General features: G+C 36.0%; 12 protein-coding genes and 1 tRNA gene. 12 read left to right on the top strand and 1 reads right to left on the bottom strand.

The window, feature by feature from the left end; translation table 11 throughout:
- Window positions 1-10: 10 nt before the first annotated feature.
- Complete coding sequence (locus M1G14_RS08410; RefSeq protein WP_049507418.1) at window positions 11-508, bottom strand: DUF1307 domain-containing protein; 498 nt, start codon at window positions 506-508, stop codon at window positions 11-13.
- 178 nt (window positions 509-686) lie between these two features.
- On the opposite strand from M1G14_RS08410, the gene ychF reads away from it, so the two are divergent.
- The 12 genes from ychF (at window position 687) to M1G14_RS08355 (ending at window position 12,628) form a co-directional block, all read left to right on the top strand.
- On the top strand, window positions 687-1,802 hold the full coding sequence (gene ychF, locus M1G14_RS08405; protein WP_049523091.1) for a redox-regulated ATPase YchF: 1,116 nt from the start codon (window positions 687-689) through the stop codon (window positions 1,800-1,802).
- Window positions 1,803-1,870: 68 nt separating this feature from the next.
- On the top strand, window positions 1,871-2,440 hold the full coding sequence (gene pth / locus M1G14_RS08400; RefSeq protein WP_021154173.1) for an aminoacyl-tRNA hydrolase: 570 nt from the start codon (window positions 1,871-1,873) through the stop codon (window positions 2,438-2,440).
- Between the two features lie 4 nt (window positions 2,441-2,444).
- Window positions 2,445-5,939 (top strand): transcription-repair coupling factor, encoded by a 3,495-nt coding sequence (mfd, locus tag M1G14_RS08395; protein WP_061590651.1) that lies wholly within the window; start codon window positions 2,445-2,447, stop codon window positions 5,937-5,939.
- Between the two features lie 68 nt (window positions 5,940-6,007).
- Complete coding sequence (locus M1G14_RS08390; RefSeq protein ID WP_003002258.1) at window positions 6,008-6,274, top strand: RNA-binding S4 domain-containing protein; 267 nt, start codon at window positions 6,008-6,010, stop codon at window positions 6,272-6,274.
- Window positions 6,267-6,635, top strand: coding sequence for an FtsB family cell division protein (locus M1G14_RS08385; protein WP_003009251.1), 369 nt, complete (start codon window positions 6,267-6,269; stop codon window positions 6,633-6,635). Before M1G14_RS08390 ends, M1G14_RS08385 begins: the two co-directional genes overlap by 8 nt.
- Before the next feature lie 3 nt (window positions 6,636-6,638).
- Window positions 6,639-6,767 (top strand): SP_0009 family protein, encoded by a 129-nt coding sequence (locus tag M1G14_RS10935; RefSeq protein ID WP_003009253.1) that lies wholly within the window; start codon window positions 6,639-6,641, stop codon window positions 6,765-6,767.
- Window positions 6,760-8,025: a serine hydrolase gene (locus M1G14_RS08380; RefSeq protein ID WP_231065220.1), complete on the top strand. Its 1,266-nt coding sequence runs from the start codon at window positions 6,760-6,762 to the stop codon at window positions 8,023-8,025. The genes M1G14_RS10935 and M1G14_RS08380 overlap by 8 nt, the downstream gene beginning before the upstream one ends.
- Entirely contained in the window at window positions 8,025-9,299 is a 1,275-nt protein-coding gene (gene tilS, locus M1G14_RS08375) for a tRNA lysidine(34) synthetase TilS (protein WP_023920007.1), read from the top strand. The genes M1G14_RS08380 and tilS overlap by 1 nt, the downstream gene beginning before the upstream one ends.
- Window positions 9,300-9,303: 4 nt before the next feature.
- Window positions 9,304-9,846 (top strand): hypoxanthine phosphoribosyltransferase, encoded by a 543-nt coding sequence (gene hpt, locus M1G14_RS08370; RefSeq protein ID WP_021154179.1) that lies wholly within the window; start codon window positions 9,304-9,306, stop codon window positions 9,844-9,846.
- Between the two features lie 10 nt (window positions 9,847-9,856).
- The gene (ftsH, locus tag M1G14_RS08365) at window positions 9,857-11,830 is read left to right on the top strand and encodes an ATP-dependent zinc metalloprotease FtsH (RefSeq protein ID WP_049485696.1); all 1,974 of its coding nucleotides are present in this window, start codon (window positions 9,857-9,859) and stop codon (window positions 11,828-11,830) included.
- A 92-nt stretch (window positions 11,831-11,922) separates the two neighbouring features.
- Window positions 11,923-11,994 (top strand) — tRNA-Glu (locus tag M1G14_RS08360).
- 154 nt (window positions 11,995-12,148) lie between these two features.
- Window positions 12,149-12,628 (top strand): sigma-70 family RNA polymerase sigma factor, encoded by a 480-nt coding sequence (locus M1G14_RS08355; protein ID WP_003009261.1) that lies wholly within the window; start codon window positions 12,149-12,151, stop codon window positions 12,626-12,628.
- Window positions 12,629-12,782: the final 154 nt, after the last annotated feature.

Below are 12,782 nucleotides of genomic sequence, written 5' to 3'. Positions count from 1 at the left end.
ACCTTTTCGATTATTTTAATTCTTCAAATTTTCCATTTTTAACTTCTTTGAAACCACCCTGTTTCATCATATCAAAAGTTGATTTGAAGCTGATATAGTCGACTTTTTTATCTTTTTGTGTCGTTACTAATTTCTTTTCAATTAGCTGATCTAAGTCTGCCTTTTCATAATTTAGTGTTGTTTTTTCAACCAAATAATCATCTTTATATTCAGCAGAATGTGTGAATCCTTTGACATCTTTGTATTCTTCATCATATTTATCGATCATTTCCTTTAATTGATCTTTCGTAACTCCCGCCTCTTTGTAATAAATAGTAGTGGTGGTTTGGTTACTGATCGCTTTATCACCTTTATGTTCTAGTGTAATACGAACATCTGTTTTCTTTTCTTGGTTGATTGCCTGAAGATAGGATTTTTGAACAGATTGTTGTCCACAAGCTCCAAGAAGAAAGAGCGTAAAGATAGCGATTAAAGAAAGAAAAATAGATTTCCATATTTGTTTTTTCATCTGAAAAACTCCTTTGTTCATTGTTAAATATAGTATATCATTTTTATCTTTTTAGAACGTTACAGTTTGATGAAAAAATCTAGTTTCAAAGGTCATGAAATATTTTATTTTTCATTACTTATCTTTTGAATTATGTTATAATAAAAGAGATTGAAATTTGAACGGAGAAAAAAGAAAAATGGTATTAACAGCAGGTATCGTTGGCTTACCAAATGTTGGTAAATCAACCCTATTTAACGCAATTACAAAAGCAGGAGCAGAGGCCGCAAACTATCCCTTTGCAACCATTGATCCAAACGTCGGGATGGTAGAAGTTCCAGATGAACGCCTCCAAAAATTGACGGAAATGATTACTCCTAAGAAGACAGTTCCGACTACTTTTGAATTTACAGATATTGCTGGGATTGTGAAAGGGGCTTCTAAGGGAGAAGGACTTGGTAATAAATTCTTGGCCAATATCCGTGAAGTAGATGCCATTGTCCATGTAGTGCGTGCTTTTGATGATGAAAATGTCATGCGGGAGCAAGGTCGTGAAGATGCCTTTGTTGATCCACTGGCAGATATTGATACCATCAATTTAGAATTAATTTTAGCCGACTTAGAGTCTGTCAATAAACGCTATGCGCGTGTAGAAAAAATCGCTCGTACACAAAAAGATAAGGATTCTGTTGCGGAATTTAATGTTCTACAAAAAATCAAACCAGTTCTTGAAGATGGTAAATCAGCTCGGACCATTGAATTCACGGAGGAAGAACAAAAAGTGGTGAAAGGACTTTTCCTTTTGACTACCAAACCAGTTCTTTATGTAGCCAATGTGGATGAAGATGTTGTTGCAGATCCAGATTCTATCGAGTATGTGAAGCAAATTCGTGACTTTGCGGCAACAGAGAATGCGGAAGTCGTGGTGATTTCTGCGCGTGCTGAGGAAGAAATTTCTGAGCTAGATGATGCAGATAAACAAGAATTTTTAGAGGCAATTGGCCTAACAGAGTCTGGAGTTGATAAACTCACGCGTGCAGCTTACCACTTGTTGGGACTTGGCACTTATTTCACAGCTGGTGAAAAAGAAGTGCGTGCTTGGACCTTCAAACGTGGTATGAAAGCTCCTCAAGCTGCTGGAATCATCCACTCTGATTTTGAAAAAGGATTTATTCGTGCCGTGACCATGTCCTATGATGATTTAGTTAAATACGGTTCTGAAAAGGCTGTAAAAGAAGCAGGACGCTTGCGCGAAGAAGGAAAAGAATATGTTGTCCAAGACGGGGACATCATGGAATTCCGTTTTAATGTATAAGATAGTTAAAAAAATGTAAAGGTTGGAAAAAATATTTCCAACCCTTTTAGTGTTTTGAAAGGAAAGAGATGACGAAATTAATTGTTGGATTGGGAAATCCAGGTGATAAGTATTTTGAAACGAAACACAATGTAGGCTTTATGTTAGTTGATCAAATGGCAAAGTCTTTAAATCTTACTTTCTCCCATGATAAGATTTTTCAAGCTGATATCGCCTCAACATTTTTGAATGGAGAAAAGGTCTATTTTGTAAAGCCGACCACTTTCATGAATGAGAGTGGAAAAGCAGTCCATGCCCTTCTGACTTATTATGGTCTGGATATTGAAGATCTTTTGGTTATTTACGATGATTTAGATATGGAAGTTGGTAAGATTCGTCTTCGAGCTAAAGGATCAGCTGGAGGTCATAACGGAATCAAATCGATTATCAATCATATTGGAACTCAGACTTTTTATCGAATTAAGATTGGAATTGGAAGACCTAAGCAGGGCATGTCAGTTGTTCATCATGTATTAGGAAAATTTGATAAAGGCGATTACATCACTATTCTACAAACAATCGATCGAGTAGAAGAAGCGGTTAACGATTACTTGGTAGAAGAAAATTTTGAAAGAAGCATGCAGAAATACAACGGGTAAGTAGATGAATGTAATTGATTTAGTGAGTCAAAACTCCAACCTTCTATCCTGGCAACAAGGTTTGCAAAAAAATAATAGGGAATTGATCTTAGGATTATCTGCGACCACAAAGGCTATTGTAATGGCTTCAGCCTTTGATTCTATTGAAAAAGCAGTCCTCATCACTTCCAGTTATAACGAAGCAGAACGATTGGCCAGTGATTTTATTGCCTTACTTGGAGAAGAGAAAGTCCATACATTTTTGGGAGATGATAACCCTTTAGCAGAATTTGTTTTTGCTTCACAAGAAAGGCAATTTGCACGATTAGAGGCTTTGAACTTTTTATGCCAAGAAGATCGTCAAGGCATCCTTGTGACCAATGTGAGTGGTATAAAACTACTATTACCTTCTCCTAAAGTTTTTGCATCTAGCATTTTTCAATTGAAGGTTGGTCAAGAAATAGACTTAACTACTCTGAGTGAAACATTACAGAAAATTGGCTACCAAAAGGTGAGCCAAGTTTTGCAACAGGGAGAGTTTAGTCTACGAGGAGATATTTTAGATATCTTTGAGATCGACCAACTCCAACCCTATCGGATTGAATTTTTCGGAGATGAGATTGATGGAATCCGAATCTTTGACCCAGAAAGTCAGCGTTCTGTTGAAAATGTTGAAGAAGTTCAACTGAAGGCAGTGAGTGATCTATTGTTGCAAGAGGAAGATTTTATCCGTGGTCAGCAGCAAATAGAACAATTGCAAGAACAGAGTGCAAATGAAGAATTTAAATCTTATCTAGCAGAAATTCTGGGAGATATTTCTCAAAGGAAACTCCATCCGGATCTTAGGAAATTTATTAGTTTCTTTTACAAAAAGCAATATACCCTATTCGATTATCTCCCTAAACATACTCCAGTCTTTCTGGATGATTATCAAAAAATAGCAGACCAAATAGCGAGATTTGAACTAGATACAGCTAATCTCTTGACGGAAGATTTACATAAAAATAGAGCTTCTTCTCGCCAAGTGTATTTTGCAGACACCAGTACAACATTACGAAAATATACGCCTGCAACTTATTTTTCAAACTTTCAAAAAGGATTAGGAAATCTGAAGTTTGATCATTTGTATCAATTCAATCAATATCCCATGCAGGAGTTTTTTGGACAATTTGATTTACTAAAAGAGGAAATTGAACGGTATCGAAAATCAAACTATACTGTTATTGTCCAAGCAACTTCTCATCACAATCTTCAACAGCTCCATAAAAATTTAGAAGAGTATGGGATTCGATTAGATTATATTGATGGGGATACGATCATTCCTCAAGCTAGTCAATTAGTCGTTGGAGGATTAGCTCACGGTTTTCAATTTGTTGATGAAAAAATTGTCTACATTACAGAATCAGAGATTTATCAGAAAAAGATCAAACGAAAGATTCGCAGGCAAAATATTTCCAATGCAGAACGCCTAAAAAATTATAATGAATTGGAAAAAGGGGACTATGTTGTTCACCAAGTTCATGGTATTGGTCAATATTTGGGAATTGAAACGATTGAAATTTCGGGTGTCCATCGTGATTATGTTTCAATTCAATATCAAAATGGAGATCGCATCTCGATTCCTGTCGATCAGATTCAGATGTTGTCCAAATACGTTGCAAGTGATGGAAAAACGCCAAAAATTAACAAGTTAAACGATGGGCGTTTCCAAAAAACGAAGCAAAAGGTTCAGACCCAGGTAGAGGACATTGCGGATGATTTGATAAAACTTTATGCGGAGCGTAGTCAATTAGAAGGCTTTGCCTATTCCCAAGATGATGAAAATCAAGAGGCTTTTGAACAAGATTTTCCATATATTGAAACAGATGACCAATTACGTTCCATTGAAGAAATTAAAAAAGATATGGAATCGAATCGTCCGATGGACCGATTGCTGGTTGGAGACGTCGGTTTTGGAAAAACAGAGGTCGCTATGCGAGCAGCCTTTAAGGCAGTAAATGATCATAAACAAGTAGCAGTGCTGGTTCCTACCACTGTTCTTGCCCAACAACATTATGCCAATTTTAAGGAGCGTTTTGAATCTTTTGCAGTAGAGGTTGCTGTTTTAAGTCGTTTCCAGAGTAAGGCAGAGCAGAAAGAAACGCTTGAAAAGTTGAAAAAAGGACGAGTGGATATTATTATTGGAACTCACCGTCTCTTGTCCAAAGATGTTGTTTTTTCAGACTTAGGTTTAATCGTGATCGATGAAGAACAACGTTTTGGAGTGAAGCACAAAGAAACCTTGAAAGAATTGAAAAAAAAGGTGGATGTGCTTACCTTGACAGCTACCCCTATACCTCGAACTCTTCACATGTCTATGCTAGGAATTCGAGATTTGTCTGTCATCGAAACACCTCCGACCAATCGGTATCCTGTGCAAACTTTTGTATTAGAGACCAATCCAACCATTATTCGAGACGCTGTGTTGCGGGAGATGGATCGTGGAGGACAAGCCTATTATCTTTACAACAAGGTAGATACAATTGAACAAAAGGTGTCTGAATTAAAAGAGTTGATTCCAGAGGCTTCGATTGGCTTTGTTCATGGTCAGATGAGTGAGGTTCGCTTAGAAAATACCCTGTTGGATTTCATTAATGGCGAATACGATGTCTTAGTGACGACAACCATTATTGAGACAGGTGTGGATATTCCAAATGCCAATACGCTCTTTATTGAAAATGCGGATCATATGGGACTTTCAACGCTTTATCAACTAAGAGGTCGTGTGGGACGAAGCAATCGAATTGCTTATGCCTATTTGATGTATCGTCCAGACAAATCTCTTACAGAAGTGTCTGAAAAACGTTTAGAAGCGATTAAAGGTTTTACTGAGTTGGGGTCTGGATTTAAAATTGCTATGCGAGATTTATCGATCCGTGGAGCAGGGAATATCCTTGGAGCTTCTCAATCTGGTTTCATCGATTCAGTTGGTTTTGAAATGTATTCTCAATTGTTAGAAGAAGCTATTGCTAAGAAACAAGGCCAAGAGCATCGTCGGCAAAAGAGCAATGCAGAGTTGAACCTTCAAATAGATGCGTATTTACCTAATGAATATATTTCAGATCAACGTCAAAAAATTGAAATTTACAAACAAATTCGTGAAATGAATTCTACAACGGACTATGAATACTTGCAAGATGAATTGATTGATCGTTTTGGAGAATACCCAGATGTTGTGGCCTATCTACTTGAAATTGGTTTAGTGAAAGCTTACTTAGATCAAGTCTTTGTCCGTCTTGTTGAGAGAAAACAACAAAAAGTGACAGTGAAATTTGAACCTATTGCCAAACAACTGTTTTTAACACAGGATTATTTCAAAGCTCTGTCAATGACACAGTTGAAGGCACAGATTGCAGAAGAAAAGGGATTGATTGAAGTGATCTTTGATATTCGAAACAAGAAAGATTTTGAAATTTTAGAAGCTCTGAAGCAATTTGGTCAAACCTTATTGGAAATTAAACAGGAAAAAGAAGAGAACTAGCAGTTCTCAGCTCATTTTTCGCATTTTATGTATAAAAAATGATACAATACTATGTTAGAGGTGACAGTATGAGATTAGATAAATATTTAAAAGTTTCTCGCATTATTAAGCGTCGCCCTGTTGCAAAGGAAGTTGCAGATAAAGGGCGGATCAAAGTTAATGGAGTATTAGCCAAAAGTTCAACGGATTTGAAAGTGAATGATCAAATTGAAGTTCGTTTTGGAAATAAAGTATTGACGGTTAAAGTCTTGGAAATGTTGGATAGTACAAAAAAAGAAGATGCATCCAAAATGTACGAAATAATTAGTGAAACAAGGATAGAAGAAGATGCCTAAAAATATCGTTCAAATGAACAATAAATATATCAAAGACGAAAGTCAGCGAAAACGTTTTTTAGAAGAAGAAAGAAAAAAACGCAATCGTTTTCTGGGGCTCGTTTTGATATTGGTCATGTTATTGTTTATTCTTCCAACTTATAATTTAGCCCAGAGCTATCAATCGCTACAAGATAAAAAAGAACAATACAAACAGTTGGAAAAAGAGTATAAAGAAACAAGTGAACAAAAAGAATACCAACAAGACATCGCTAAAAAATTAAAAGACGATGATTATGCAACAAAATATGCACGCGCTAAGTATTCTTTTTCAAAAGATGGTGAATATGTTTATACCATCCCAGATTTACTCCCCCAATAACCGATGGAAAATATCTTACAAACAGTTAAACAATTCCTTGAATTTTCGGATGAAAAATTAGAGGAATTAAAAAAGAAAAACCAAATGATTAAACTTCAAAAGGATGAAAAGGAAAGGAATACAGGTGTCTAAACGATTTCTGCTCCTATTGTTAGTTCCAATTTTATTTATTGGGTCTCAAGCAGCGAGTATCGAGCAGTCTGAGTCTTCTCAGACAATGGCTCATCCATCAGAACTTTATTTTTCTTCAATTCCAGCGAACCCGAATGTCTATCGCAAAATTTCTGTTTTTTCTGATCCTCAGTTGAAAAAAGCAAAAGGAGAAATTCTTCCCAACACACCGTTTACAATCGAACAACTCTTTGTAAATGATGAAGGGAAAGCTGTATTTAAAATAGTAGATAAAGGATATGTATTAGCAGATTCTTCTGTCATTTTTTCTGATGTTGTACAAGAAACACAAGAAAAAAAACAAGACATGTGGCTAAAACCTGGTTTTAAAGTGTATGACCGACCCTTAATAAATGGTGCAAAAGAAAAAAATACACCTCTTTCTCCTTATACAAAAGTGACAGTCTTACGTACAGCTAAGACTTTACGAGATGAATTTGTGGAGATTGAAGGTCAGGGCTGGGTGAACAAACCATTCGTTACTGAAAAAGATAATCGAATGGAAAAAGTCCAGGACTTGTTAAATAGTAAATACAATTCTCCTTCGTATGGAATCTATGTAAAACAATTAGAGACTGGAAATACTGCTGGAATCAATCCGCAAAAAGAAATGTATTCTGCCAGTGTAACGAAATTACCATACTTGTACTACGTCCAAGAACAGCTCAATAAAAAAGCCATTTCTCCAACTACAACCTACAAATATATTCCAGAAGTCAATGATTTCAAAGGTGGCTATGAACCAGAAGGAAGTGGTAGCCTTTCAAAAACACCAGATGGAAAAGAATATAGTGTTCAAGAGTTGGTAGATAAAATTGCAAAAGAATCAGATAATGTTGGACATAATATCTTGAATTATTATGTCACTCATCAATCAGATCAAGACTTCCAAAAAACTTTGGATAAAATTGCAAAGAAACATTGGGATGTTGAAAAAAGAGAAGCATCCGCTGAAATGGCTGGCAATGTCATGGAGGCTGTCTATCAACAAAATGGCTCTATTATTGATGCACTCTCCTCTACAAAATATGATGATCAACGGATTGCGCGTGACCTTCCAGTAAAAGTTGCTCATAAAATTGGAGATGCCTATGATTTTAGACATGATGTTGCGATTGTATACACAAATTCACCCTATGTACTAGTCGTTTTTACAGATCATTCGAATTATGATACGATTTCCAACATTTCAAAGGATATCTATGAGGTATTGAAATAATGGAAAAGCGATTTTTAGAGTTTTGTGAAAAACAAGATCTATTTACTCCCCATCGCCGTGTTTTAGTTGCCTTATCTGGTGGATTGGATTCAATGAATCTGTATGAACTTTTATATAAGAATAAAGAACGATTGAAAATCCATCTGGTACTCGCTCATATCAATCATGGACAAAGACCAGAATCAGATTTAGAAGAAAGTGAACTTCGAACGCTAGCTGATAGGCGAGAGACACGTATTCATGTGGCTCACTATTCGGGTGATTTTACGGAAGCAAAAGCTCGTACCTTTCGTTATGATTTTTTTAAACAGATTATGGAGAAAGAAGATTGCACTGCTTTAGTAACAGGTCATCATGCAAATGATCAAGCTGAAACAACTTTCATGCGCTTGATACGAGGAACAAAATTACGCCATTTAAGTGGCATTCCTGTACGCCAACCATTTGGCAAGGGTGAGCTAATCCGTCCTTTGTTAATTTTTACCAAAGATGAGTTGATGGAAATCCCTCACTTTGAAGATAGTAGCAATGACTCACAGGACTATTTCCGAAATCGTGTACGCCATCAATACCTTCCTGAATTTGAAAAAGAAAATCCTCAAATGCAAGCAAGTCTTCGTTATTTAGCAGAGGAAGTGACTCATTGGCACCAAGCCCTGAAAGAATTGACTAGCGAGTTAAGTATTCAAGATTTAGCTTCTTTTAGAACGTATTCTGATTCTGTACAATCATTCTTATTAGAAGAGTATTTGGCACAATTTCCAGATTTGCAACTTGGTAGGGTACAGTTTCAAGAATTATTAGATTTACTGCGAAAAAAAAGAAATTGCGTTCATTATTTAAAGTCGAATTATGAACTACATCAAGAATATGATTTCTTTGAAATACAAAAAATCAGTCAAAAGTCGGATGACCAACCCCTCCCATTTTTGTTAGAATTTGGGAATATTTTTGAAATTGCAAATTATAAACTATCTTTTGGACAACCATTAGTAGGGGAAAATGTAGAAATTCTTTCTGTTTCACGCGAAACTCCCATCTTAATTAGAAGGAGAAAGGAAGGAGATCAGCTGCTTGTTAATGGCCACCATCAAAAATTAAGGCGGTGGTTTATCAACCATAAAATTCCAATTTCTCTTCGGCAAAAGGCTCTCATTATAGAACAGAATCATAATATTCTTTCTGTAGTGGGATTGGTAACGAGTGATTTGAGTAAGCCCTCAAAAAGTGGTATAATGAAAGATGATCTTTATATTCAAAAAATAGATAGGTAAAAACATGTTAGAAAAAGATATAAAAAAAGTATTGGTTTCACATGATGAAATTGTAGAAGCAGCAAAGAAATTGGGGGAAACCCTAACAAAAGAGTACCAAGGAAAAAATCCAATTTTTGTTGGAATTTTGAAAGGCTCTGTTCCATTTATGGCAGAGTTGATCAACCACGTGGATACACATATTGAATTGGATTTTATGCTGGTTTCAAGTTATCATGGTGGTACAGCAAGCTCAGGTATTATTAATATTATCAAGGATATCGACCAAGATATTACTGGTAGAGATATTTTATTTGTAGAAGATATTATCGATACAGGTAAAACCCTCAAGAGTCTAAAAGAACTCTTTGAAGAACGAAATGCAGGATCTGTGAAGATTGCTACCTTACTGGATAAACCTGAAGGACGTTTGGTTGAGATTGAAGCAGATTATACCTGCTTTACGATTCCAAATGAGTTTGTTGTAGGATATGGTTTAGACTATGATGAAAATTATCGTAACCTACCCTATGTTGGTGTATTAAAAGAGGAAGTGTACTCAAAATAGAGGAGACTAGATGAATAACAGAAAAAATAACGGTTTTGTTCGAAATCCATTTCTGTATTTGTTGATTATTGTAGCGGCTGTGACAGGGTTCCAGTACTTTTTTGCGGGTAATGGAGTTGGTCAAAGTCAGCAAATCAACTACACAGAATTGGTCAAAGAAATTAAAAATGATAATGTAAAAACGATCAGTTACCAACCAAATGGTAGTGTGATTGAAATTGCAGGGACCTATAATAAAGCTAAAGAATCAAAAGATGATACAGGAATTCAATTTTTTACCCCAAGTGTTCAAAAAGTATCTCGCTTTACTAGTGTCATCCTTCCATCTGACATCACTGTCAATGAATTACAAAAATTAGCAGCTGACCACAAAGCGGAAATCACTATCAAACGTGAAAGCTCAAGTGGCATGTGGATAACCATTCTGACTTCAATTGTTCCATTTGTTATCGTCATGTTCTTCTTCTTCTCAATGATGAACCAAGGCGGTGGCGGAGGTGCCCGCGGTGCCATGAACTTTGGTCGTAATAAAGCCCGCGCTGCTAATAAAGAAGATATTAAAGTTCGTTTTTCAGATGTAGCAGGAGCTGAAGAAGAAAAACAAGAACTTGTTGAAGTTGTTGAATTTTTAAAAGATCCAAAACGCTTTACTAAATTGGGTGCAAGAATCCCAGCAGGTGTGCTTCTTGAAGGCCCTCCCGGAACTGGTAAAACCCTTTTAGCAAAAGCAGTAGCTGGTGAAGCTGGAGTGCCATTCTTCAGTATTTCTGGTTCTGACTTCGTTGAAATGTTTGTCGGAGTCGGCGCTAGCCGGGTTCGTTCACTTTTTGAAGATGCTAAAAAAGCAGCACCAGCCATTATCTTTATCGATGAAATTGATGCTGTTGGGCGCCAACGTGGTGTAGGTCTTGGTGGCGGAAATGATGAACGTGAACAAACCCTTAACCAGCTCTTGATTGAGATGGATGGTTTTGAAGGCAACGAAGGAATCATTGTTATCGCAGCAACTAACCGTTCTGATGTCCTTGACCCTGCCCTTCTTCGTCCTGGCCGTTTTGACCGTAAAGTATTGGTTGGACGTCCAGATGTGAAAGGTCGTGAGGCAATTCTTCGTGTTCATGCTAAGAATAAGCCACTTGCTCAAGATGTGGACTTGAAATTGGTTGCTCAACAAACACCAGGATTTGTCGGTGCTGATCTCGAAAATGTTTTGAACGAAGCAGCCTTGGTTGCAGCTCGTCGAAATAAAAAAGTAATTGATGCTGCTGATATCGATGAAGCAGAAGATCGTGTTATTGCAGGTCCATCTAAGAAAGATCGGACGATTTCACAAAAAGAACGTGAAATGGTTGCTTATCACGAAGCTGGTCATACAATTGTTGGTCTGGTCTTATCAAATGCTCGTGTAGTTCATAAAGTTACGATTGTTCCACGTGGTCGTGCAGGCGGTTACATGATTGCCCTTCCTAAAGAAGATCAAATGTTACTTTCTAAAGAAGATATGAAAGAACAATTAGCTGGGCTCATGGGAGGACGTGTTGCCGAAGAAATTATTTTCAATTCGCAAACAACGGGTGCTTCAAATGACTTTGAACAAGCTACCCAAATGGCGCGTGCAATGGTGACAGAATATGGTATGAGTGAAAAACTTGGACCGGTCCAATATGAAGGAAATCATGCAATGTTTGGTGCTCAAAGTCCACAAAAAATGATTTCAGAACGAACAGCTTACGAAATTGATGAAGAAGTTCGTAGTCTGTTGAATGAAGCCCGTAATAAAGCGGCAGAAATTATTCAAGGAAATAGAGAAACGCATAAATTAATTGCGGAAGCTCTATTAAAATATGAAACCTTGGATAGTGTTCAAATTAAATCATTATATGAAACAGGAAAAATGCCTGAAAATTCAGAGCATGAATTAGAAGAAGAAGCAAAACCTCTATCATATGATGAGATTAAGTCAAAATTAGAAGAAAATAACTAATTCAAAAGAAGGAAAATATTTCCTTCTTTTTTTATTAAAAAAAGTGTTGACAGAGTAAAAATATTCTGTATAATAGAATATGTTGTAAAAATGGTCCGTTGGTCAAGGGGTTAAGACACCGCCTTTTCACGGCGGTAACACGGGTTCGAATCCCGTACGGACTATCGATAAACTGTCACCAAGTGGCAGTTTTTTTGTGTATTTGGACAAAATAGCTAAAAATAATAACCAAATAGTTAAAAAAACGTGCAGAATAGAAAAAAAGTCCAATGGGCTTCTTTATTTTTATAAAATACAGATAAAAGTAAAGGAGAGCTTATGGAATTTAATAAAATGTATCAAAAAGTAAAATATATCGTAAGAAAATGTGAAAAAGAATATTATATTCAATTATGGGAAAAGGATGATTGGGAACAAGAAGGACAGCTAACACTCTTTGAACTTTATCAAAAAAATCCTGAAATTGAAACAAATGAAGAATTACTTTATACATATTTCAAAACAAAATTTAGAAATCATATTAAAGATAAAATAAGACAACAGGAAAGTGATAAAAGAAAAATTAATAGACTTCCATATATTGAAATTGGAGAAATTAGTCACAGAATTTCATCAAGAAAAATATATTTAGATGAGCTGGTTGTTCTGAGAGATGCATTAAAACGTTTTAAAGAAAAATTAACCGTAAAAGAAAAAGAACAATATGAAGCATTACTAGCAAACAGAAGATGTCTAGGAAAAACAAAAATGAAAAAGAAATTGGAGAACTATCTAAAGGACTTTAAAAATTCAATTTAAAAGCTGAAAGTTGACAGTTTATAAATGAACTTTCAAAAAAATAAATTTTTTTGGAAAAAAGTGTTGACAGTAAGGGTAGGTCATGATATACTAATATAGTTGTCGCGCGAGAGCGACAAAGACCTTTGAAAACTGAACAAGACGAACCAATGTG

It is taken from the genome of Streptococcus parasanguinis (assembly GCF_023109675.1).
GTDB lineage: Bacteria > Bacillota > Bacilli > Lactobacillales > Streptococcaceae > Streptococcus > Streptococcus parasanguinis_I.
The sequence above is the reverse complement of the archived record's forward strand: the minus strand, read 5'-3'. Positions and strand labels throughout refer to the sequence as shown.

Excerpts from the sequence above, each read along its gene's own strand:
- tilS (WP_023920007.1), top strand. The coding sequence starts at position 8,025 with ATGGAAAAGCGATTTTTAGAGTTTTGTGAAAAACAAGATCTATTTACT.
- ftsH (WP_049485696.1), top strand. The coding sequence starts at position 9,857 with ATGAATAACAGAAAAAATAACGGTTTTGTTCGAAATCCATTTCTGTAT.
- M1G14_RS08355 (WP_003009261.1), top strand. The coding sequence starts at position 12,149 with ATGGAATTTAATAAAATGTATCAAAAAGTAAAATATATCGTAAGAAAA.
- M1G14_RS08390 (WP_003002258.1), top strand. The coding sequence starts at position 6,008 with ATGAGATTAGATAAATATTTAAAAGTTTCTCGCATTATTAAGCGTCGC.
- M1G14_RS10935 (WP_003009253.1), top strand. The coding sequence starts at position 6,639 with ATGGAAAATATCTTACAAACAGTTAAACAATTCCTTGAATTTTCGGAT.
- pth (WP_021154173.1), top strand. The coding sequence starts at position 1,871 with ATGACGAAATTAATTGTTGGATTGGGAAATCCAGGTGATAAGTATTTT.
- hpt (WP_021154179.1), top strand. The coding sequence starts at position 9,304 with ATGTTAGAAAAAGATATAAAAAAAGTATTGGTTTCACATGATGAAATT.
- M1G14_RS08385 (WP_003009251.1), top strand. The coding sequence starts at position 6,267 with ATGCCTAAAAATATCGTTCAAATGAACAATAAATATATCAAAGACGAA.
- mfd (WP_061590651.1), top strand. The coding sequence starts at position 2,445 with ATGAATGTAATTGATTTAGTGAGTCAAAACTCCAACCTTCTATCCTGG.
- ychF (WP_049523091.1), top strand. The coding sequence starts at position 687 with ATGGTATTAACAGCAGGTATCGTTGGCTTACCAAATGTTGGTAAATCA.
- M1G14_RS08410 (WP_049507418.1), bottom strand. The coding sequence starts at position 508 with ATGAAAAAACAAATATGGAAATCTATTTTTCTTTCTTTAATCGCTATC.